At 73.8% G+C, this 21,607-nt stretch carries 20 protein-coding genes; 6 read left to right on the forward strand and 14 right to left on the reverse strand.

All coding sequences use genetic code 11. The annotated features are described in order from the left end of the window. The first annotated feature begins 267 nt into the window (after positions 1–267). Both KY462_02975 and KY462_02980 read left to right on the forward strand, forming a co-directional pair. Complete coding sequence (locus KY462_02975) at positions 268–681, forward strand: lytic transglycosylase domain-containing protein (protein ID MBW3576700.1); 414 nt, start codon at positions 268–270, stop codon at positions 679–681. A gap of 147 nt (positions 682–828) precedes the next feature. Then, entirely contained in the window at positions 829–1,998 is a 1,170-nt protein-coding gene (locus KY462_02980; GenBank protein MBW3576701.1) for a sigma-70 family RNA polymerase sigma factor, read from the forward strand. 194 nt (positions 1,999–2,192) lie between these two features. On the opposite strand, the gene KY462_02985 is transcribed toward KY462_02980, so the two are convergent. The 3 genes from KY462_02985 to KY462_02995 form a co-directional block, all read right to left on the reverse strand. Further along, on the reverse strand, positions 2,193–2,972 hold the full coding sequence (locus KY462_02985) for an SDR family oxidoreductase (protein ID MBW3576702.1): 780 nt from the start codon (positions 2,970–2,972) through the stop codon (positions 2,193–2,195). A gap of 131 nt (positions 2,973–3,103) precedes the next feature. Then, entirely contained in the window at positions 3,104–4,510 is a 1,407-nt protein-coding gene (locus KY462_02990) for a cell wall-binding repeat-containing protein (GenBank protein ID MBW3576703.1), read from the reverse strand. A gap of 624 nt (positions 4,511–5,134) precedes the next feature. Next, on the reverse strand, positions 5,135–5,776 hold the full coding sequence (locus KY462_02995) for a NifU family protein (GenBank protein MBW3576704.1): 642 nt from the start codon (positions 5,774–5,776) through the stop codon (positions 5,135–5,137). On the opposite strand from KY462_02995, the gene KY462_03000 reads away from it, so the two are divergent. Then, positions 5,775–7,082 carry an ATP-grasp domain-containing protein gene (locus tag KY462_03000; protein ID MBW3576705.1) on the forward strand — a complete coding sequence of 436 codons (1,308 nt, stop codon included), beginning with the start codon at positions 5,775–5,777 and terminating at the stop codon, positions 7,080–7,082. The two genes, KY462_02995 and KY462_03000, sit on opposite strands and share 2 nt — an antisense overlap. Before the next feature lie 15 nt (positions 7,083–7,097). Continuing rightward, entirely contained in the window at positions 7,098–8,126 is a 1,029-nt protein-coding gene (locus tag KY462_03005) for a DMT family transporter (protein MBW3576706.1), read from the forward strand. Here the strand turns inward: KY462_03005 and glgA are convergent. The 3 genes from glgA to KY462_03020 are packed head-to-tail and all read right to left on the reverse strand — an operon-like array spanning position 8,113 to position 10,944. Continuing rightward, positions 8,113–9,309, reverse strand: coding sequence for a glycogen synthase (gene glgA / locus KY462_03010; protein MBW3576707.1), 1,197 nt, complete (start codon positions 9,307–9,309; stop codon positions 8,113–8,115). The genes KY462_03005 and glgA overlap by 14 nt on opposite strands. Continuing rightward, a complete protein-coding gene (gene glgC / locus KY462_03015; GenBank protein MBW3576708.1) occupies positions 9,306–10,559 on the reverse strand; it encodes a glucose-1-phosphate adenylyltransferase in 1,254 nt (417 codons plus the stop codon). The genes glgA and glgC overlap by 4 nt, the downstream gene beginning before the upstream one ends. Before the next feature lie 10 nt (positions 10,560–10,569). After that, positions 10,570–10,944 carry a DUF2203 domain-containing protein gene (locus tag KY462_03020; protein MBW3576709.1) on the reverse strand — a complete coding sequence of 125 codons (375 nt, stop codon included), beginning with the start codon at positions 10,942–10,944 and terminating at the stop codon, positions 10,570–10,572. A gap of 190 nt (positions 10,945–11,134) precedes the next feature. Between KY462_03020 and KY462_03025 the strand changes: the two genes are divergently transcribed. After that, positions 11,135–12,508: a radical SAM protein gene (locus KY462_03025; GenBank protein MBW3576710.1), complete on the forward strand. Its 1,374-nt coding sequence runs from the start codon at positions 11,135–11,137 to the stop codon at positions 12,506–12,508. A gap of 88 nt (positions 12,509–12,596) precedes the next feature. Here the strand turns inward: KY462_03025 and KY462_03030 are convergent, their stop codons facing one another. Next, positions 12,597–13,457 (reverse strand): aldo/keto reductase, encoded by an 861-nt coding sequence (locus KY462_03030; GenBank protein ID MBW3576711.1) that lies wholly within the window; start codon positions 13,455–13,457, stop codon positions 12,597–12,599. Positions 13,458–13,679: 222 nt separating this feature from the next. Between KY462_03030 and KY462_03035 the strand changes: the two genes are divergently transcribed. Beyond that, positions 13,680–14,576, forward strand: a complete 897-nt coding sequence (locus tag KY462_03035) for a DNA-3-methyladenine glycosylase 2 family protein (GenBank protein ID MBW3576712.1) — start codon at positions 13,680–13,682, stop codon at positions 14,574–14,576. Between the two features lie 133 nt (positions 14,577–14,709). Here the strand turns inward: KY462_03035 and KY462_03040 are convergent, their stop codons facing one another. The 7 genes from KY462_03040 to cobJ are packed head-to-tail and all read right to left on the reverse strand — an operon-like array spanning position 14,710 to position 21,560. After that, on the reverse strand, positions 14,710–15,438 hold the full coding sequence (locus KY462_03040; protein MBW3576713.1) for an adenosylcobinamide-GDP ribazoletransferase: 729 nt from the start codon (positions 15,436–15,438) through the stop codon (positions 14,710–14,712). 43 nt (positions 15,439–15,481) lie between these two features. Then, positions 15,482–16,543: a nicotinate-nucleotide--dimethylbenzimidazole phosphoribosyltransferase gene (gene cobT, locus KY462_03045; protein MBW3576714.1), complete on the reverse strand. Its 1,062-nt coding sequence runs from the start codon at positions 16,541–16,543 to the stop codon at positions 15,482–15,484. Continuing rightward, entirely contained in the window at positions 16,540–18,246 is a 1,707-nt protein-coding gene (gene cobC / locus KY462_03050) for an Rv2231c family pyridoxal phosphate-dependent protein CobC (GenBank protein MBW3576715.1), read from the reverse strand. Before cobC ends, cobT begins: the two co-directional genes overlap by 4 nt. Then, the gene (locus KY462_03055) at positions 18,243–19,127 is read right to left on the reverse strand and encodes a sirohydrochlorin chelatase (protein MBW3576716.1); all 885 of its coding nucleotides are present in this window, start codon (positions 19,125–19,127) and stop codon (positions 18,243–18,245) included. Before KY462_03055 ends, cobC begins: the two co-directional genes overlap by 4 nt. Next, entirely contained in the window at positions 19,124–19,723 is a 600-nt protein-coding gene (locus KY462_03060; protein ID MBW3576717.1) for a precorrin-8X methylmutase, read from the reverse strand. The genes KY462_03055 and KY462_03060 overlap by 4 nt, the downstream gene beginning before the upstream one ends. Continuing rightward, positions 19,714–19,944 (reverse strand): 4Fe-4S binding protein, encoded by a 231-nt coding sequence (locus KY462_03065; GenBank protein MBW3576718.1) that lies wholly within the window; start codon positions 19,942–19,944, stop codon positions 19,714–19,716. Before KY462_03065 ends, KY462_03060 begins: the two co-directional genes overlap by 10 nt. Next, positions 19,941–21,560, reverse strand: a complete 1,620-nt coding sequence (gene cobJ / locus KY462_03070; GenBank protein MBW3576719.1) for a precorrin-3B C(17)-methyltransferase — start codon at positions 21,558–21,560, stop codon at positions 19,941–19,943. Before cobJ ends, KY462_03065 begins: the two co-directional genes overlap by 4 nt. Between the last annotated feature and the right edge of the window lie 47 nt (positions 21,561–21,607).

Raw genomic sequence — 21,607 nt, forward strand, 5'->3', positions numbered from 1 at the left:
GCCCTGCGGGCCGCACGCCAGCGCGAGGAGGTCCGGGCCACCGAGGCGCGCGCCCGCGCCGACGCGCTCGCCAAGCGCCAAGCCCAGGTCACCGCGAAGGTCGGCCACGAGCGCGAACGCCGAGCGGAGATCGTGGCCTCGACCGAAGCGGACCGCGAGGCCAGCGCGGCCCTGGTCCGCCAGCTCGAGGCTGCCGCGGCACAGCTGTCCAAGGAGCTGCGCAGCGCCATCGACGTGCGCTGGCAGGACCTCGTGATCGACGGCCCCATGCCCGAGTGGGCGGACCGCCTTCCCACCCACGCCCGCAGGTGGGCCCCCGCGGTCGCACAGGCGGCGACGCAGGCGGGACTGGACCCGCGGCTGTTCGCGGCCGTGGTCTGGGCCGAATCCGCCTACCACCCTGGCGCCGTGTCACACGCTGGCGCGTTGGGTCTGGCGCAGTTGATGCCGACGACCGCCGCCCGGCTGGGTGTCGATCCTGGGCACCCGCTGCAGAACCTCGCCGGCGGGGCGCGGTACCTCGCCCAGCAGCACGCGTCGTTCGGATCCGTGGAGCTGGCCCTGGCGGCGTACAACGCCGGACCAGGTGCCGTGGTGTCCCACGGGGGCATCCCGCCATACGCCGAGACGCAGTACTACGTCCTGGCGGTGTTGCGCTACTACGAGCGCCTCATCGCCTGACCGCTCTCTGCAATCCCCACGGGCGCCCGCGGCGCGCGCGGCCGAAAGCGGCGACCTCCGTTACGGTAAGGGGCGGGTCGCGCGCCGCGGGGGGCCGCGACCCGCACTTCGGCTGTGGGCACCAGCGATAACGAGGAGCGTGAACGCGTGGATGACGTCGACATCCCCCAAGCTCGAGCCGAGATCGCGGAGCTGTTCGAGCGTGGCGCTCAGCGTGGCTACCTCCTCGCCTCGGAGCTGACCGAGCTGCACGACCCGCTGGTCGACGAAGGTGACCTCGTTGAGGAGCTGGCTCAGCAGGCCCGTGAGCTCGGGATGGTGGTCGTCGACGACCTCACCCAGGACGGTGACCATCCCACCCCCCGACCGTTGAGCGCCTCGACCGACTCGGTCCGCCAGTACCTCGACGGCATCGGGCGGACCGCCCTGCTCACAGCCGAGGAGGAGATCGACCTCTCCAAGCGCGACCACGCCGGTCGGGCAGCGCGGCACATGATGGAAGACGAGACGCTCACGCTCAGCGCACAGCGCAGGGCGACGCTGTGGAAGCTGGTGCGCGACGGCCAGCGGGCGCACGAACACATGATCCGTGCGAACCTGCGCCTGGTGGTCTCGGTGGCGCGCCGCTACCGGGGCCGGGGACTGAGCCTGCTGGGCCTGATCCAAGAGGGAAACCTCGGTCTGATCCGGGCCGTCGAGAAGTTCGACTACAAGAAGGGCTACAAGTTCTCGACGTACGCCACGTGGTGGATCCGTCAGGCCCTGACCCGCGGGACCGCCAACAAGGCCCGGGTCGTGCGCCTCCCCGTCCACGTGCACGAGATGGTCGGCAAGATCCGCCGCGTCGAGATGGACCTACTGCAGATCCACGGCCGTGAGCCCACCGACGAGGAGGTCGCCGACGAGCTCGGCCTCGAGCTCGAGCGACTGCGCGATATCCGCCAGGCGTCCAGCTCGATCGCGTCGCTGGACAAGCCGGTCGGGGAGGAGGGCGACACCACGATGGGTGAGCTCGTCCCCGACGAGGACGCCATCGACCCGGAAGCGGTCGCCGCCTTCAAGCTGGCCCGCGACGACGTCGCCGCGGCGCTGTCGTCGCTCGACGAGCGCGAGCGGGGCGTGCTGATGATGCGCTTCGGGCTGCTCGACGGGCGCACACGGACCTTGGAAGAGATCGGCGAGTTCTACGGCGTCACGCGCGAGCGGATCCGCCAGATCGAGAAGAAGACGCTGACGAAGCTCCGCCACCCTGCCCGCGCCGACAAGCTGCGGGGACTGGTGGAGGCTGCAGCGCGGACGCAGGGCCTGCCGTTCTAGGACCCCACCTGGTGGTGTGACGATCTGTTCCCGCAGCCGGGAACGACCCGGCACGTCGACGGGTCGCAGTGCGGTGGTGTGACGATCTGTTCCCGCAGCCGGGAACGACCCGGCACGTCGACGGGTCGCAGTGCGGTGGTGTGACGATCTGTTCCCGCAGCCGGGAACAACCCGGCATGTCGACGGGTCGCAGTTCAGTGGCGGATCCCACGCGCACGGTCCAGGCGTGAGGCGACCGCCCGGTACAGCGGCGCCGCAACGTGGCGCACCACCACGATCCCGCGGTACCAGCGCGGAACCGTGCGCTCGACCTTGCCGCGCACGAGCGCGTCGAACACCGCTTCGGCGACGTCGTCGGGCTCCCCGATCAGCGGACCCAGGCCTCGGCGCCTGAGCCCGGTCTGCGGGAAGCCCTCGGTCTCGATGAAACCGGGGTTGAGTTGACAGACGGTCACGCCCCGGGCAGCCCACGAGAACGCCAACGCTTCGGAGACGCCGACGACCCCGAACTTGCTGGCCGCGTACGCGGCCGGCCCGATGCCCAGCTTCCCGGCGACCGACGCGACGTTGATGACGCGGCTCGGGGCGGATGCGGCCAGCAGGTCGGCGAACGCCGCGAGACACCGGAAGGTGCCCAGCAGGTTCACGTCGAGGGTCTGCAACGCGTCGTCGAGGTCGTCGCGGTCCCAGAACTGCCCGCCCGCAACCCCGGCGTTGTTGATCAGTGCGTGGCAGGCACCGAACTCGTCGCGGACCCGCTCGGACAGCGCATCGACCGCGGCCACGTCGGTGATGTCGGCCGCGTGCGCCACCACGTTGGGTTCCTCGCCGGTGAGCTCGCGCAGCCGTTGCTCGCGTCGAGCGACGCCGACCACCGTCATGCCCGCCGACGCCAGCCGACGCGCGGTGGCGCGACCGATCCCGCTGGAGGCGCCGGTGACCACCGCAACCTTGCCGTGCGGATCCCAGGTCACGCCGTGCTCCTCAACCGATGCTGCGCTGTTGCTGCCACGCCATGTTCGGGCGTCGCCCGGCGGACGTCACCTTCCGTGTCGTCGACCCTGACATGGCAACCTCGACGGCCTGGACACAACCGACGTCGACGCTAGCGCAGCCCGATCTTGCGGGAACACGACGGCCAGGCACCCCAGCCCTGCCGGGACTGCAGCAGCTCACCGCGGTAGATCTGCTCCCACTTCGATTGCTGGTGCGGGTAGCCGGTCCCCCCGACGGCGCGCCACGACGACAGCGCGAACTGCAGACCCCCGTAGTAGCCGTTGCCGGTGTTGATCGCCCAGTTCCCGCCGGATTCGCAGCGTGCCAACGACTCCCAGGTCGAAATGGGATGGTGGTAGGTGTAACGGCAGTCCGGCGACGAGTTCGGCGCGCAACTGGGTTCGGGGGCCGGCGGTGGCGGTGGCGGCGGCGTGGGCCGCGGAGCCCCGGCCAGTGCCGCCTCGAGCTCCTGGTGGACGAACCCGCTGACCGCCACCGGTCCCCCGACCAGGACGCCGCCTTCGAAGTCCGTCCCGTCGCTGCGCAGGAACGCATCGACGCCGTCCGCCAGCTGCCCGCCGGGCACCAGGACGAGCGGAGCGGACCGGCGAGCCGCCAGCGCCCCGGCGCCCAGCGCGTCCGGGAAGTTCTCCCCGGAGGCGAACACGACCTGTTGGCCGTCGAGCGTGCCGGCACCGCCGCCTCCGTCGAGGGCGGCTTGGGCGACCCGTACGGAGGTCGCGAACCGGTCGCTGCCGGCGGCCCGTTCGACCGGGATGTCCATCCCGGCGATCTGCTGGACGACCGCGTCGCTGACCGCCCCCGGCCCGCCGAGGACCATCACGCGGTCGGGTGCCAGCTGCTGCAGCGCGTCGCGGGTGGCGTCGGGCAGGTGATCGTCGGCAGCCAACAGGGTCGGCGCCGGGGAGTTGAGCCCCGCCAGCGACGCTGCTGACAGCGCGTCCGGCCAGGCGTCACGGCCGTCGGCGCGGCTGCCCACCGCGACCGCCACGAGCGGGACGTCCCCACCGGCGTTGACCTGCCCGGCCACGACCGCGGCGGTGTGGTACCGGGTCGGCCCCGAGGCGCGTTGCACCGCGTACCCGGCGGCCCGCAGGTGCTGCTCGACCGCGGGCGTCACTGCCTTGCCGCCCCCGAGGATGGTGACGTCGGTGGTGCCCAGTGACCGCAGCGCCTCCCACACGGGCACGGGCACGTGGTCGGGTGGCGTGAGCAGGACCGGCCCCTGGCGTCGGGCCGCCAGCGCTGCTCCCGCGATCGCGTCGGGGTAGTCGGAGGCTGTGGCCAGCAGCACGTGTGGGGCGTGGCCCCACGCCTGCGTGGCGACCGCGACCGCCGTCGACACGCGGTCGCGGTCGTGGACGCGCTGGACGCCGGACGCGGCGTGCGCAGGCTCCGCCCCCACGAGTTGCGTGACGGCGAGCGAGACCGCGACGAACACGGCCGGGAGCGCGCGGAGAAGCCGCAGTCGTCGAGGAGACACAGAAGACGGCATGGAGGATCTCTCGTTCGGGGAGGGGGAAGAGGGCGACGGCCGCGTCGAACGCGAGCGCTTCACATCGCGGCTCACGTGTCGGCAGCGCCGTGCCGATGGTGGAGCCCCAACCCCAGATGCGCTAACAAGAGTGCGCAGAGCGCATGCTGCAGTTAGCTCACCGGACGCTCACGTGCCCAACCGACCACGCGTTGGCGCCACGAGGTCACGGCGCCGTGATGCAGCACGTCGCCCTCCGCGCCAAAGACCTGGCCGGGCAGGACAGCCCGCGAGCCCGGCCGGACGACGCGGCACGTACCACACACCCGGTTCGCACCGTTGCCACGGGCGCAGCTACCGAACCCGACCAGGTTGGCCGATGCTGGTGGTGACGAGGCGACCGACCACGTAGGGCGTGACATGGCAGCGACGCAGTCCCATGAGCACCAGGCTCTGCTCGCCGTCAAGCTCGCGCTCGGGGTCGCCACCCCGCGCGACATCGAGCAGCTCCGCGAGCTGCACGCCGGCGACCACGACCAGCGGGCCGCCTGACCGCGTCGGGGGGGACCGGAGCGAAGACGGTCCTACGGGGTCGCAGGGCGGCCGGCTCACGCCGGCGGGCCGACGATCGACTGCTGCTTGCCGTTACTTCTTGGACGACTCGAAGTACGGGCTGTCCCCGGCGGCGTGGTCGGTGACGTCCACGATGTTGCGGATCTCGGGGACGGCATCGCGGATCGCCACCTCGATCCCCTGGGTCAGCGTCACCTTGGCCATCCCGCAACCTTGGCACCCGCCCGACAGGCGTAGGTAGGCGGTGTCGTCCTCGACGCCGACAAGTTCGGCATGGCCGCCGTGCGCGGCGATGCTCGGGTTGACCACCCCTTCGAGGATCTGCGCCACGCGCTCCGCGAGCGGGCCGCTGAGGTCGCCGACCTGGCCACGCATCTGCGGGCTCTCGGGCTTGTTGGGGTTGGTGACGACCACGGCGCCGTAGACGGGGTCACCTTCCACGGCGACCGTTGCGCCGCGGAGCTTGTCGACGTCGTCCTCGGGGATGACGATCGACAGGTCATCGTGGTGCTGCACGACGTCGCTGGGCTCGGCCAGCTCCAGCCGATCGATCCGGATCTCGTGGTCGTAGCCGCGTGGACCGAACCCGCTGACGGACACCCAGAGCGCCATCGCCTCGGGCTGGGGTTCCTGCGCCCGCACCCGCAGGATCTTCTCCTTGGCGTTGGGCGTGATCTGCACGATCGGTTCGGTTGTCATGGGACTGTCGGTCATGGATGCCCTCCGCGCGGGCCGACATCGCCTGGGCGGGACCGCGCACGTCACGTACGGTACCGCCGTGCGCCGCATCCTTCTGCTCCTGCCCTCGTCCACGTACCGCGCCGGGGATTTCCTCGATGCCGCCACGCGCCTGGGGGTCGAGGTGGTGATCGCATCGGAGGAGCGTCAGGCCATGGCCGATCGGATGGGCGATCGGGCGCTGAGGGTCGATCTGGGCGACCCTGACCGGGCGGCACGCGCGATCGTCACGCACGCACGCAGCAACCGGATCGACGCTGTCATCGCGGTCGACGACCAGGGGGTTGTGGCCGGAGCGCAGGCCGCCGCCGCGCTCGGGATCCCCCACAACCCGCCGGATGCGGTCGCCCGCACCCGGGACAAGGTCGCGCTGCGTCGCGCGCTGGCTGGGCGGGTGCGCCAGCCCGACTTCCGCGTCGCCGCATCAGGCGACGACGTCGCCGCGCTCGCCCGCACGGTGGGCCTTCCGTGCGTGGTCAAACCGGTGTCGTTGTCAGCCAGCCGCGGGGTGATCCGCGCCGACACCCCGGAGGATGCCGCGATCGCTGCGGCACGGATCCGGCGGCTGCTGGGATGCGCTGACGCCGATGCAGAGGGTCCGTTGCTGGTCGAACGCTTCGTTCCCGGCCAGGAGGTGGCCGTCGAAGGGCTGCTGCGCGGCGGCCACCTCGAGGTGCTGGCGGTCTTCGACAAGCCTGACCCGCTCGACGGGCCCTACTTCGAGGAGACCCTGTACGTCACGCCGTCGAGCAAGCCAGCGGACGTCGTGGCCGAGATCGAGCGTGTCACCGCCGACGCAATGACCGCGGTCGGCTTGCGCGAAGGCCCCGTCCACGCGGAGCTACGGGTCGGGCCGGACGGGGTCGCGACGTTCCTGGAGGTGGCCGCGCGTTCCATCGGTGGGCTGTGCGCCCGTGCGTTGCGGTTCGGGTTGGGCGTTCAGCTCGAGGAGCTGATCCTGCGTCACGCGCTCGATCTGCCGCTGGACACGCTGCGACGTGAGCCGGACGCGTCCGGGGTGATGATGCTGCCCATCCCCCACGCGGGCGTGCTCCGGGCCGTCCAAGGCCAGGACGCTGCCCGTTCGGTCCCTGGCATCGTCGGCCTCGAGATCACCGTCCCGACCGGGCGTGCGGTGGCGCCGCTGCCGGAAGGCGACCGCTACCTGGGCTTCCTGTTCGCCCGTGGCCAGACTCCCGCGGACGTCGAGCGCTCGTTGCGCGAGGCGCACCGCCAGCTCGACGTGGTCATCGCCGCGCCGGCCGATCAACGCACCGCTTGACGGCGCCGCCGCGACGTGAGCCTGACCCCGGATCCCGCCAGGGATCACCCGCCACCGGGGCGGCCGGGCCCGGCCCGGCGCCGGGTGCTGCAGACCGCGCACGGCACCCGAGTCGAACCTTTCGGTGTGGTCGAGTGGGGGTTGCTCGCCGGGATCGCCGCGATCTGGGGCTCGTCGTTCCTGTTCATCGCCATCGGGCTCGAAGCGTTCGCCCCCGGGGTCGTGGCACTGGCTCGCCTCACCCTGGGGGTGGTCGCACTCGCGCTGGTCCCCCGTGCCAGGAGCAGCGTCCACCGCGACGACTGGCCGCGGGTCGCGGTGCTGGGGCTGGTGTGGATGGCCGCCCCGCTGCTGCTGTTCCCCATCGCCCAGCAGTGGGTCGACTCGTCGGTGGCCGGGATGATCAACGGGGCGGTGCCGCTGTGGAGCGCGCTGATCGCGACGCTGCTGCTGCGGTCCCTGCCCCGACCGACCCAGGTCGTCGGCCTCGCGCTGGGGTTCATCGGCGTGGTGGCGATCATGTGGCCCAACGCGTCGGGGGCGGACGCGTCACTGCTGGGCGTGGCGCTGCTGCTGGTCGCGGTGGCGCTGTACGGCCTGGCCACCAACCTCGCCGTCCCGCTGCAGCAACGCTACGGCAGCGCTCCCGTGCTGCTCCGCGCCCAGCTCGTGGCGCTGGTGGTGATCGCCCCGGTGGGTGCCGCGTCGGTGCCGACCTCGACCTGGGAGTGGACCAGCGCCGTGGCCATGCTTCCCCTGGGGGTGCTGGGCACGGGTCTGGCGTTCGTGGGGATGACCACCCTGGTGGGGCGGGTGGGTGCAGCACGCGGGTCGGTGGCGATCTACTTCATCCCCGTCGTCGCGATCGTGCTGGGCGTGACGGTGCGCGGCGAGGCGGTCCACCCGCTGGCGCTGGTCGGGACGGCGCTGGTCCTGGTCGGGGCGGGGCTGACCAGCCGTCGCGAACGCGAACGTCGTCGAACCGACGTCGGGTCGACGGTTGCGGTGGGCGCCGACGTCCCGACCGACGTCAACCACCCGTGAGGCGCTGGTAGAGGTCGGCCGTCCGCTCGGCGACCACGTCCCACGTGAAGCGGTCCAGCACCCGTCGGCGGCCTGCTCGACCCATGCGGGCGGCGCGGGAGGGGTCGGCCAGGAGCTCGTCGATGCGGGTGGCCAGGTCCCGGGCGAACCGCTCGGCGTCGGCTGGCTCCGACGTGGGGTCACCGGGCTCGAACGGGACCAGCAGGCCGGTGTCGCCCTCGACCACGATCTCGGGGATCCCGCCGGTTGCGGTCGCCACGACCGGGGCTCCACACGCCATCGCCTCGAGGTTGACCAGCCCGAACGGTTCGTACACCGATGGGCAGACGAACACCGTGGCGTGGGACAGCACCGCGACGACGTCGGCGCGGGGCAGCATCGCCTCCTCCCACACGACCCCGCCCCGCCCCGCACGGAGCCGTTCGACCCGAGCGCGGACCTCGGCCGCGATCTCAGGCGTGTCGGGCTCGCCGGCCAACAGCACCAGCTGCGCGGGGTGCACGAGGAGCTCGACAGCGCGGAGCAGGTGCGGCAGGCCCTTCTGGCGGGTGATGCGGCCGACGAACACCACCGACGGCTGGTCGGGGTCAATGCCCAGACGGCGTAGCACGTGGCGGTCGGGTGCGGGCCGGTACACGTCCGGGTCGACGCCGTTGTGGATCACCTGGACCCGGTCGGGAGCGATCTGCGGGTAACAGGCGACCACGTCGGCGCGCATGCCCTCGGACACCGCGATCACCGCGTCGGCATCCTCCAGCCCGGTGCGTTCGCAGAAGCTGGACAGCGCGTAGCCGCCGCCGAGCTGCTCGGCCTTCCACGGGCGCAACGGCTCGAGGCTGTGGACGGTCGCCACGTGCGGGACCTCGTAGAGCAGCTTGGCCAGGTGCCCGGCGAAGTTCGCGTACCAGGTGTGGGTGTGGACCAGGTCGGCGCCGGCCACGCCGGCGGCCATCACCAGATCCACCGACATGGTGCGCAGGGCGGCCAGGTGGCGTGCGTCGCCCTCCAACTCCTCCCACGGCTGGTACGCCGCGGCCACCAGCGGGTCGCTTCGGGGGGGCCCGAAGCAGTGCACCGCGACGTCGACGTGCTGGGCAAGTGCGGTGGCGAGGTGCTCGACGTGCACGCCGGCGCCGCCGTACACCTCCGGCGGGTACTCGCGGGTGACGATCGCGGCCTTCACGGGCAGACGGCGCCCGCCGCTGCAGGCACGCGCTGCCCCTTGCCGATCACCACGACGCCGCCGTCGGAGACGGTGAAGCGCTCGCGGTCGAGGTCCGGGTCCACCCCGATGCGGGCACCTTCTGCGATGACCACGTTCTTGTCGACGATGGCGTTGCGGACGACGGCGTTGCGGCCGACCACGACGTCCTGCATCAGCACGGACCCTTCCACCTGGGCGTGCGACTCCACCAACACCCCCGGGGACAGCACCGACCGCCGCACCGTCCCGCCCGAGACGATCACACCGCCGCTGACCATCGAGTTGAGCGCCTGTCCCCGGCGCCCGTCGTCGTCGAAGATGAACTTGGTGGGCGGGAGCGACCCCGGCCAGGTGTGGATCGGCCAGTCGCGGTTGTACAGGTTGAAGATCGGGTGCACCGAGACGAGGTCCATGTGTGCCGCGTAGTAGGCGTCGAGGGTCCCCACGTCCCGCCAGTAGCCGCGGTCACGCTCGGTGGCTCCCGGCACGTCGTTGCTGGCGAAGTCGTACACGTGCGCCTGATCTGCTGCGGTCAGCATGGTGATGACGTCGCGGCCCACATCGTGGTCGCTGTCCTCACGCTGGGCATCGCGGGTCACCGCATCGACCAGCACCTCGGTGGCGAACACGTAGTTGCCCATCGAGGCGAACACCTGGTCGGGTGCGTCCGGCAGGCCCTGCGCGGTGGACGGCTTCTCGTGGAAGGCCGCCAGCCTGGTGCCCTCCCCCGGCTGCACCACCCCGAACCGGGACGCCTCCTCGCGCGGGGCGCGGATCGCAGCGACCGTCACCCCCGCCCCGGTGGCGACGTGCTGCTCGACCATCTGGCGCGGGTCCATCCGGTAGACGTGGTCGGCGCTGAACACGATCACGTGATCGGGACGCTCGTCGCGAACGATGTTGAGGTTCTGGTAGATCGCGTCCGCCGACCCGGCGAACCACCGCGCACCGTGGCGCATCTGCGCGGGCACCGGCGTGACGTAGTTGCCCAGCAGCGGTGACAGCCGCCAGGTGGTGGAGATGTGCCGATCGAGGCTGTGGCTCTTGTACTGGGTCAACACGACCAGGCGCAGGTAGCCGCCGTTGACGAGGTTCGACAGGGCGAAGTCGACCAACCGGTAGGTCCCGGCGAAGGGCACGGCCGGCTTGGCCCGGTCGGCCGTGAGCGGCATCAGCCGCTTGCCCGCCCCGCCGGCGAGCACGATCCCGATCACGTGGCGGTCGGCCACGAGCTCCTCCTCACAATAGGCGCAGTTCCGCGATCGGCGCGCGGCCCAGGAAGCCGGTCTCAGCCGTGTGGTACCAGGCGAGGTCGTCCTCACCCTCCAACCAGCACAGCAGCACCATGCCCTGGACCGCCCGGGCCGGGAAGTCCAGGAGCGCCGGGGCGATGCCTTTGACCTGCACGCCGTGCTCGGCGAACCACGCCAGCTCCTCGTGGACACGGGCGTCCAAGGCCTTCAGCTCCGGCACCCCGCCAGCAGCCGGACGGTCGTCGCGCAGCGCCCGCTCGAGCTGGCGAGCCTCGGCCGTGAGAGCCGCCACCGTCCTGATCCGCGCCCGCGCCTCGGGCAGGACAGCCCGGGCTTCTTCGAGGGTGAAGGTCCGCTCCATGCGGGCCAGTATGGCCGGTCCGTGTTGCGGCGGCAGCGGCCGCGAGGAGACGGCAAGGCCGCCCCCTCGCGGTCCCCCCGTTGGCTGCGACGTCGCAGATAGCGCCCCGCGGAGCGTGCGGTAGACCGTACAACCGGCCAGTCCAGCGAACCATGTCTCGACGGCCGGCCGTTCGTCGGCGTCACCGGGGATGGTTAGCCTCGGTGGCGTGCGTGTCCTGATCGTGTCCACCTACGAGCTCGGTCACCAGCCGCTGCACGCGGCGGTCCCTGCCGCGGTCCTCCGCGACGCTGGCCACGAGGTCCGCTGCCTCGATCTGTCCGTCCAGCGGTGGGACCCGGCCCTGATCGATTGGGCCGGTGCGGTCTGCTTCTCGACCCCGATGCACACCGCGATGCGTCTGGCCGTGACCGCGGCCACCGTCATTCGTCGCGAGCGCCCCACCCTCCCGATCTGCTTCTACGGTCTGTACGCCCCGGTGAGCCGTGACCACACCGTCGGTCGCGTCACCGACCGGGTGATCGCCGGCGACTACGTCGGGGCGCTAGTCGCGTGGGTCGCAGACCTCGCTGGCGACGTCGACGTGGCAGACCCTGTGACCATCCAGCTCGGCCGCGGCCGGGTGAAGCCACCGCTGCCTGCCCGCGACCTCCTTCCGCCGCTCGACTCCTACGCCCATCTCGCGTTCGGCGGCCACGAACGCCGGGTCGGGGCGGTCCAGGCGACCGTGGGTTGCAAGCACCGGTGCCGGCACTGTCCCGTCCCGACCGTCTACGGCGGACGCTTCCGGGCGGTGGACACCGCCGCCGTCCTGGACGACATCGCCCAGCTGGTCGAACTCGGCGCCGGGCACATCACGTTCGCCGACCCCGACTTCCTCAACGGCCCCACCCACGCGCTCCGCGTGGTGCGCGCCATGCACGAGCGTTGGCCGCAGCTCACCTTCGACTGCACCACCAAGGTCGACCACATCGTCGAGCACCCGCAAGCGTGGCCGGTGCTGGCGCAGTCGGGCTGCCTGTTCGTCGTGTCGGCCCTGGAGACGACCAACGACACGATCCTCGCCCGGCTCGACAAGGGCCACACCACCGCCCAGGCGCGTCAGGCGATCGCGTTGCTGCGCTCGTACGGGATCGAACTGCGGCCCTCCTGGCTGCCGTTCACGCCGTGGACGACGCTGGGAGACGTCCACGACGTCGTGACGTTCGTCGCCGACCACGACCTGGTCGGCAACGTCGACCCGGTCATGTACACGATCCGGCTCCTGCTCCCGCAAGGGTCGCTGCTCGTCGACCATCCCGACCTCGCCCCGCACCTGGGCGACTACGACGCCGAGAGGCTGACGTACCGGTGGACCGCCGCGGATCCGCAGGTCGATGCGCTGCAGGCCGAACTCGCACAGCTGGTGGCCGAGCGCACCGCCCACGGGGCGAGCGCCGAGCGGATCTTCCTCGACGTCGACGCGGCCGTGTCGGCAGCCGCGGGGGTCACCGCCGGGCGCCCGCAGATCCTCACCGGCTCGGTGCAGGGGCGCCCCAGGTTGACCGAGCCGTGGTTCTGCTGAGCGGAGCCCACCGAGCAGATGGCCGGTCCGGTCATCGCCGATGCGACACCCGATCGGAGCTGAACGCCACGTCGTCGTTGGCCGTGGCCTACACGCGGTCCAGGACCGCGACGACGTCGTCGGGGAGATCCACGGAGGCTGCGGCGACGTTCTCCTCGAGATGCTCCAGCGACGAGGTCCCCGGGATCGGCAGCATCACGGGAGAACGGGCCAGCAGCCACGCCAACGCCACCTGCGCGGGCGTGATGGCGTCGCGGGCAGCCAACCCCGCCAGGGGGCCGTCGTCGCTGGCCAGCTGGGCTGAACCCAGCGGGAAGTACGGGATGAAAGCCAGACCCTGTTCTGTGCAGGCCTCGAGCACGTCCTCGTGCTGGCGGGCAGCGAGGTTGTAGCGGTTCTGCACCGACACCACGTCGACGATCCTCCGGGCGGCTGCCAGCTGGTCGGCAGCCACGTTGGACAGCCCGACGTGGCGGACCTTCCCGGCGTCCTGGAGGTTCTTCAGCGCCCCGACGGACTCTTCGTACGGCACGGCGGGGTCGGGCGCGTGCAGCTGGTAGACGTCGATCGCCTCGACGCGTAGCCGTTGCAGGCTCCCGTCGCAGGCGGCCTTGAGGTGGTCGGGGCGGGCGTTGCGCGGCCACTGTCCGGGCCCGGGGCGCTCCAGCCCACCCTTGGTGGCGATGATGAGGTCGTCGGGGTAGGGGTGCAGCGCCTGGGCGATCAACGTCTCGTTGACGTGGGGGCCGTACGAGTCGGCCGTGTCGATGAAGTTGACACCGAGCTCGACCGCTCGGCGCAGCACCGCCCGGGCGGCGTCGACGTCGTCGGGCTCTCCCCACACCCCCGGGCCGGTGAGGCGCATCGCCCCGAACCCCAGTCGGCGCACCTCGAGGTCGCCGAGGACCACCGTGCCGGCGGTCGTGTCGTCCAGGGTGGCCACGCTCATCGGCGATCCCGTTCGTCGATCCCGGGTCACGCTACGGTCGCGGCCGCCCGTCCCGCAGGACGCACTCGTCCACCCGTCCGCCCCGTCCGACCGGCACGCCCGCGCCTGCGGCCGGCGACGGCCACCCGCGGCTCGTCCCAGCTTCGGTGTCCGGATGCGCCGGCCAGGCGCGCAGGCGTGGTTTCATGGCTTGCTCCTCGCAGGCCACCCACGGAGGGGCGCATGCGGGTCAGGCACCTGCGGCTGTCCTACCCGCTGGATCTGGCGGGCACGCTCGCGCCGCTGCGCACGGGAGCGGCGGACCCCACCGTCCGGCTCGCCCGCCGGGAGGCGTGGCGGGCGGTGCGGACTCCCGACGGTGCAGGGACCCTTCACCTGGCGTCCATGCCTCCCACGGTGGTCGCCACGGCCTGGGGTCCCGGCGCCGCGTGGCTCCTCGACACCGCCCCGGACGTGCTCGGCGCGGGCGACCACCCGGAGGGCTTCCGCCCCACCCACCCGCTGCTGGAGCGCCTGCACCGCCGCCACCGCGGTTTGCGGCTGTGCCGCTCCCGCTGCGTGGTCGATGCGCTGCAGCGTGCGGTGGTCGAGCAGAAGGTCACGTCGGTCGAGGCCAAGCGGGCGTGGGGACGGATCGTGGTCGGGTTCGGGGAGCCGGCACCGGGACCCGGTGGTCTGCTGCTCCCGCCGGCCCCGGACGTGCTGGCCCAACAGCCCTACTTCCGCTTCCACCCGCTGGGGTTGGAGCGCCGCCGGGCCGAGACGCTGCGTCGCGTCTGCGTTCACGCCGCCCGGCTCGAAGACGTTTCGACGCTGGACCCCGGCGAGGCGACCCGCCGGCTGTTGGCCGTGAACGGGGTCGGCCCCTGGACCGCGGCGCTGGTCGTTCGGACCGCGCTCGGCGACGCCGATGCCGTGGAGGTCGGTGACTACCACATCCCCAACCTGGTGGCGTGGAACCTGGCCGGCGAGCCACGTGCCGACGACGCACGGATGCTCGAGCTGCTCGAGCCCTACCGCGGCCACCGCGGCCGGGCCGTGCGCCTGCTGTGCCTCAGCGGGCGGTGGGCACCCCGGTTCGGGCCCCGCCAGCCCCTGCGCCGGCTCGAGGCGATCTGAGCCGCGTCGCCGGCATCGGGGGCGGCGAGCCCCGGCACGCTGCCTGCGCCAGCGTCGCCGGCAACGGGGGCGGCGAGCCCCGGCACGCTGCCTGCGCCAGCGTCGCCGGCCAGGAGTCTCCGCTGACGAGTGGTCACAGTGCTGCCACCAGCACGGCGAGGGCGACGAGCTCGGCGACGATCCCGGCGAGACCCACGGCATCGCCACAGGCGAAACCGTACCTGTGCCGCCACCACGCGGCGAGCGCCACCGCGGTGGTCACCGCGGTCGCCGCGGCCACGCCGCCCACGATCACCGCACGGGTCAGCGGGACGCCCGCTGCGCGCGCCGCCGCCGCGGCGATCACCGTGGCCGACCCGACCGCGACCCACCGCACCGTCGCGGTCGCGGTCGGTGCCAGGTCGCTGCTCAGCGATCCGGCTGCGGCGGGCAGCCGCCCCAGCGTCCACACCATCGCGAGCCGCCCGGCGGTGGGGACCGCGACCAGCGCGACCGGCACGGTCGTTGCCAGGAGCGCGAACCGGGCCAGCAGCACGGTGCCGACGCCGGCGGCGCCGACCGCCCCCACCCGCGGATCGCGGATCACGTCGCGGGCGGCGTCGCCGCGCCGACCCGATGCCCACGCGTCGGTGACGTCCCCGACGGCATCCAGGTGCAGCCCCCCGGTCACGATCAGGTCGGCCACCAGCACCGCCGCGGCGCCCACTGCCGCCCCGCCCAGCCCCCGTCCCGCCACGGCCGCCGCCCACCAGGCCAGGCCGACCACGGCTCCCGCGGCGGGGAACGCCGCCAGCGTCCGGCGGCCGGGACCGACCGCGCCCCGCACCGGCAGGACGGTCAGGAACGCCAGCGCGGCCCTCACAGGGCCACGTCCTGTGGTTGGCTGAGGAGCGCCAGCGCGGCCCTCACGCGAGCTGGTCCTGCAGCTCGGCGAGGGTCGCGACGTCGTGCAGCAGCCGGGCGGCGGACTGCACCAGCGGGACCGCCAGCAGCGCCCCCGTCCCCTCCCCCAGCCGCATCCCCAGGTCCAGGAGCGGGACCAGATCCAGGTGCGCCAGCCCGATCGCGGCGCCGGGCTCGACCGAGCGGTGACCGGCGACGACGTAGTCGGCCACCGCCGGGTTGAGCGCGACCGCCACCAGCGCGGCGCCGACGGTGGAGATCCCGTCCAGGATCACGGGGACGGCCTCGGCCGCCGCGGTGAGCACCACCCCGACGAGGGCGGCGTGCTCGAGACCGCCCAGCGACGCCAGGACAGCCAGCGGGTCGCGGTCGTCGCCGTGGCGCTCCAGAGCGCCGCGGACAACCGCCTGCTTGCGCGCCAGCGTCGCCGCGTCGATGCCCGATCCGCGGCCGGTGACCTGCTCGGGGTCGGAGCCGGTGAGCGCGGCGACCAGACACGCCGCCGGGGTGGTGTTGGCGATGCCCATGTCGCCGGTGAGCAGCAGGTCCGCCCCGGCGGCGAGCAGCTCCTCGGCCACCCCTGCCCCGGCCAGGACCGCCCGGGCCGCGTCGTCGCAGCTCATGGCCGGGCCGTCGAGCAGGTCGGCGGTGCCGTCACGGACGCGGGCGGCGCGGAGCAGAGGATGGGAGGCGACCGGCCCCGCCACGCCCACGTCCAGGACGGTGACGCGTGCCCCGATCGTCGCCGCCAGGGCGTTCGCGGCGGCTCTGCCCTGGCAGAACGCCGCGACCATCTGGCGGGTCACGTCCCGCGGCCAGGGCGTCACACCCTGGGCGTGCACGCCGTGGTCGCCGACGGCGATGACCAGGGCGGGGTCGGTGGGTACCGGCGGGGGGCAGGCCCCGGCGATCGCAGCGAGCTGGCCGCCGAGGCGCTCGAGGTCGCCCAGGCTCCCGGGGGGTTTGGCCAGCGCGGCGTGGCGCGCGCCGGCGGCCTGCCCCGCGGCCGGGTCGCCGGCGCGGGCCTCGGCGGCGAGCTCGCGGACCCGGTCGGTCACCGTCACGAGCGGCTGGCTGACGGGCGGGCGGCCACCGCGTCGCTCAGCGCGGTGACCAGCCGATCGGTCGTGGCGCGGTCCCGCACGGCGATGCGGACATGGTCGGGGCCCAGACCCGGGAAGGTGTCGCCGCGGCGGACCGCCAGGCCCCGGTCGAGGAGGCGCCGGCGCAGGTCGGGGTGGCCGGGGGCGTGCACCAGGACGAAGTTGGCGGCCGAGGGCCACACGGTCAGGCCGGGCACCGACCGCAGGGCAGCGAGCAGGTGGTCGCGTTCTGCGGCCACGGCGCGGGCGCGTCCGCGGCGGTGCTCGTCCGCCTCGACGCAGGCCACGACCGCCTCCAGCGCGAGGGCGTTCACCGGCCAGGGCTGGCGGTGGGCGGCCAGCTGCGCCACCAACTCCGCATCGGCGACCAGGTACCCGACGCGGAGCCCGGCCAGGCCCCACAGCTTGGTCAGGCTGCGCACCGCCACGACGCCGGGCAGGTCACGACGGTCGGCGACCCCGGCGGCGTCGTCGAGCAGCTCGGCGAAGGCCTCGTCGACCACCAGGATCCGCCCCGGCCGGGCCAGCGCCTCGACCGTCGCGACCGGATCCACCACGCCGGTGGGGTTGTCGGGGCGGCCCACCACCACCAGGTCGGCGTCGGCCGGGACGGTGGCCGGGTCCAGCGCCCAGCCCGCGGCCGGGTCGCGCTGGACCCGGACCACCGGGTGGCCGCAGGCGCGGAGTGCCGCCTCGGGTTCGGTGAACGACGGGTGGACGCAGGCGGCGAGCCGAGGGCGGAGAGCCGCCGCCAGGAGCCAGATCGCCTCGGCGGCGCCGTCCAGCACCAGGCACTCCTCGAGTGGGCGGTGGTGGCGTGCCGCGGCGGCGGCGCGGGCTTGCGTGTCGTCGGGATAGGCGTCGGCGCGGTCCAGGGCGGCTTCCAGGCGGTCGCGGAGCCAGCGGGGCGGGCCGGGCACCACGTTCACGGCCAGGTCGACCGTCCCGGCCGGGACCTGCCGGTCGCCGTGCTCGCGCAAGCGCCCCGCCATGTCGTCCGGTGGTGGGCGCCGCCCCGCCACCACCACGCCGCGATCAGCCTCCCGTTGCATCACGGCGCCCGGCGGGCCGCTGCGGGTCGGTGGGTCGAGCGCGGCGGGCAGGCGGTCGGCGACCTCCACGGCCCGCCCGGCGACGGCAAGGACTACACGGTCGGCGCCGGCCGACAGCCGCTGCCCCGCGTCGCCGTGCAGGTCGAGGTAGCGGCGGGTCGCGGCGTCGGTGGGTGTGGGGCCCCAGCCGGGCTGGCCGGCGACGACCAGGGTGGTGCCGGGGCGCGCGCCGGCCGTGTCCCAGAAGCCGGTGAGCTCGGCGAGGACCGTGTCGCGGGCCGCTCGTCCCGCGGCGCCCAGCGGGGCGACCGCCGCTTCCGTCCACAGCCCCGCCTCCCCCATCCGTCGCGTCAGCCAGGTGTCGAGCGCGTCGACCAGGACGGTGTCGTCGGGCGCGCTCGACATGACGGCGGCGGCCAGGTCGGCGGTCTCGAGCGTCGTCCACCCGGCGGGGCGCCGCCGGCGGTGCGCGGCGATCCGCTCGGCCATCTCGGCGTCGGTGACCAACCCTGGGGTGATCACCACGACCGGGTGGCCGGTGGCGGCCGCGAGCCGCTCGGCGACAGCGCTCTTGCCGGAGCGGGTCGGCCCGATGACCAGGATCCGGGTCACCGCGGTGGCCGGTGGACGTGGGTGGCGGGGTCGTGGGGGTGGACGTGCATGGTCTGTGGAGCGCCGACCGCGTGCTCGAAGCCGGGCAGGGCCACCCGGTGGATGCAGCGGTCGCAGGTGGCGTGCGCCTCCCCGGCGTGCGCCTCGTCATGGCGTTCCACGACGAGCCGGACGACACGCTGGTCGACCCCCAGATGGCCGGCGACGACCACGGTGACGTCAGGGTGTCGGGCGGCCCAGCGGCGGGCCTGGTCACCGATGCGTCGTATCAGCACCCCGGTGAACAGGAAGTAGGGCACCACCGCCACCCGGCGGGCACCCAGCCGGTGGCAGCGGTCGAGTCCGGCCTCGACCGTCGGCGCGGTGATCCCCGCGAACGCCGTCTCGACCAGCGGCCAGGGCCGTCCCTCCCACAGCAGCCTCCCCACCTTGGCGAGGTCGGAGTTGGCGTCCGGGTCGCTGGAGCCGCGCCCGACGACGAGCACGGCGGTGTCGGCGCGTTCGGCGGGCGCCACGGCGGCGGCGAGACGGTCGTCGACGATCGTCAACAGGTCCGGGTGGACTCCCAGAGGGGTGGCGTACCGGAAGGCGACGTCGGGGTGCAACGAACGTTGGCGCGTGATCGCGGCGGGCACGTCGGTCTTGGCGTGCCCGGCGCCGAGCAGGACCAGCGGCACGACCGTGATGTGCGTGGCGCCGGCCGCGGCCAGGGCAGCCGCGGCGTCGTGGATCGGTGGTGGGGACAGCTCGATGAAACCCAGGGCCGTGGGCAGCCCGGGGCGGACCTCCTCGACGGCCGCGATCAGCTCCGCGCACTCGGCGACCCCGGCCGGGTCACGTGAACCGTGCCCGGCGATCAGCAGCGCGTCGCGGCGGGTCACGGCAGTGGCCTGGCGTGCATCAGCGCGTGGACCGCGGCGGCAGCGGCTGCGGACCCGCCCTTGACGCTGCGGTTGGTCACGGCCGCAAGGCCGCTGACCCGCAACGCGGCCTTCGCCTCGACCGCGCCGACGAACCCCACCGGCAGGCCCACCACGAAGGCCGGGTCGGCACCGACCTGGAGCAGCTGGGTGAGCGCGGTCGGGGCGCAGCCGATCACCCACACCGCCCCGGGGCCGACCCGCTCGGCAGCGACGCGGATCGCCGCGGCGCTCCGGGTGGAACCGGTGCGCTCCGCGAGGTCGACGGTCTCGGGCGCCGCGATGAACGTCGACGCGCGCCGGGCGGTGATCCCCGCGGCGACCATCGCGACGTCCGCGACGAGCGGGGCGCCGGCGTGCAGCGCCGCCGCGCCTGCGGCCAGCTGCGCCTCGTCGACGACGAGGTCGGTGGCGTAGCCCACGTCGGCCGTGGCGTGCACCACGCGTTCCACGACCGCGCGGCTGAACCACGGCAGGTCTTCCAGGTCGAGCATCGTGCGCAGGATGCGGTAGCTCTCCTGCTCGATCGGGTGGACCTGCCGGCCGCTCACCGCCACGCCCCCCGAGCCGGTCCCGTGGATGCCGCCTCGGACAGCGGGATCGCCGCCTCGACCGGACACACCTCGGTGCACTCCCCGCACCCGGTGCACCCCGCGCCGACGATCACGGGGACGGGGTGGGTGGGCGGCGCGGGTCGCAGGCACCGGGCCGGGCAGGTCCGCAGGCACGCGCCACAAGCGGTGCACGCCGCGGTGATCGTCCAGGCGGCAGCGATCACGTCGTCGCTCCCCGCGGGGTGAGCATCCACCGCCCCGCCATCCGGGTGCGGGTGCTTCCCACCAGCACCACCGTGCGCATGTCGACCGTGGCCGGGTCCAACGCGGCCAGCGTGGTGACCTGCACGCTCGACGCCGTGCGGTAGGCGTCGCGGACCACACCCACCGGGGTGTCGGGCGAGCGGTGGGCGAGCAGGATGCGGCGGGCTTCGTCCAGCTGCCAGTCGCGCGTGGCGCTCCTCGGGTTGTACAGGGCCACCACGAAGTCGCCGGCGGCGGCTGCGCGCAGGCGCCGGCGGATGTCGCGCCACGGCGTCAGCAGGTCCGACAGCGAGATCGCGCAGTGGTCGTGACCCAGCGGGGCGCCCAGCAGCGACGCGGCCGCCTGCGCAGCCGTGACGCCGGGCACGATCTCCACATCGACGGGCGCCTCCGCGCCGTCGCCCGCGGATGACTCGATGGTCGGGGCAGCCATCGCGTACACGCCGACGTCGCCGCTGCTGACCAGCGCCACGGATCGGCCCTGGCGCGCCAGGTCCAGCGCCCGGCGGGCACGGGCCACCTCGTCACCCAGGGGGGACGGTTCCGTCGCGGCGCCCCGTGGCAGCAGCGGGCGGGCCAGATCGAGGTAGGCGGTGTAGCCCACCACCACCTCGGCGCGCGCCAGCGCCCGGCGGGCCCGGGCCGGCACGAGCTCCGGGTCACCGGGTCCGAGGCTGACCAGGGCCAGGTGACCGCGCGGGGCGCGGCGAGCCACCGCGACCGTCGCCCGGGTGCTCTTGCGCTTGGCGACGAGCAGGTCGCCGCCGCGGTGCAACGCCGCGGCTTCGGCGACGCTGGGTGTGCCGACCGCGGCGGCCACCACCGCCGAGGGGTGGGGCACGGCGATGGTGGCGAGCACCCCGGCCGGGAGTGTCACCAGCGGCCACCCGCGGGTGACGGCGGCCTCGATGATGCCGGCCTCGTCGGCCTTGGCGTCCACAGTGGCGACACACGCCACCGACAGGCTCGACAGGCCGGCCGCGGCCAGGGTCGCGTCGATCAGGTCGCCGACCTCGTCGGCGGTGACGCCCCGGCTGGCGCCCACCCCCACCACCAGGCTGGGTGGCCGGTACACGACGCAGGGCCGGGGCGGGTCCACCACCCGGTCGGTCACCAGCAGCAGCGGGGCGGCCGGCGCGTCGACCTCGGTCACGCCGGGCAGGGGACCCAGCGGCCACGCCACCTCCCGCAGCAGGTTGACCGGCGCGCCGCTGACCAGTGCCCCGCCGACCGCGGCGAGGTCACCGTCGCGCTCGGTGCGGACCCCGAACGCCGCCCCGACGTCCACCAGCGTCGGCACGTCGAACGCGTCGGACGCGGTGGTCACGACCGCGGTGGCACGCAGGTAGGCGGCGATGTGCTCGGCGAGGGCGTTGGCCCCGCCCTCGTGGCCGCCGGTGAGCGCGACCGCGAACCGGGTGGCGTCGTCGACGCAGACCACGCCGGGATCGCGGCGCTTGTCGTCCAGGAGCGGGGCGATCAGCCGCACCGCCGCGCCCACCGCCATCACCATGACCACACGGTCGCAGCTGCTCCACGCGGCGCGGAGCGCGTCGCGGACGTTCCCGTCCTGCACGGTCGCGCCGAGCGCGGTGGCGAGGTCGGTTGCCAGGCGCCGTCCGG

Source organism: Actinomycetota bacterium, from assembly GCA_019347675.1.
In the GTDB taxonomy this organism is placed as follows: domain Bacteria; phylum Actinomycetota; class Nitriliruptoria; order Nitriliruptorales; family JAHWKO01; genus JAHWKW01.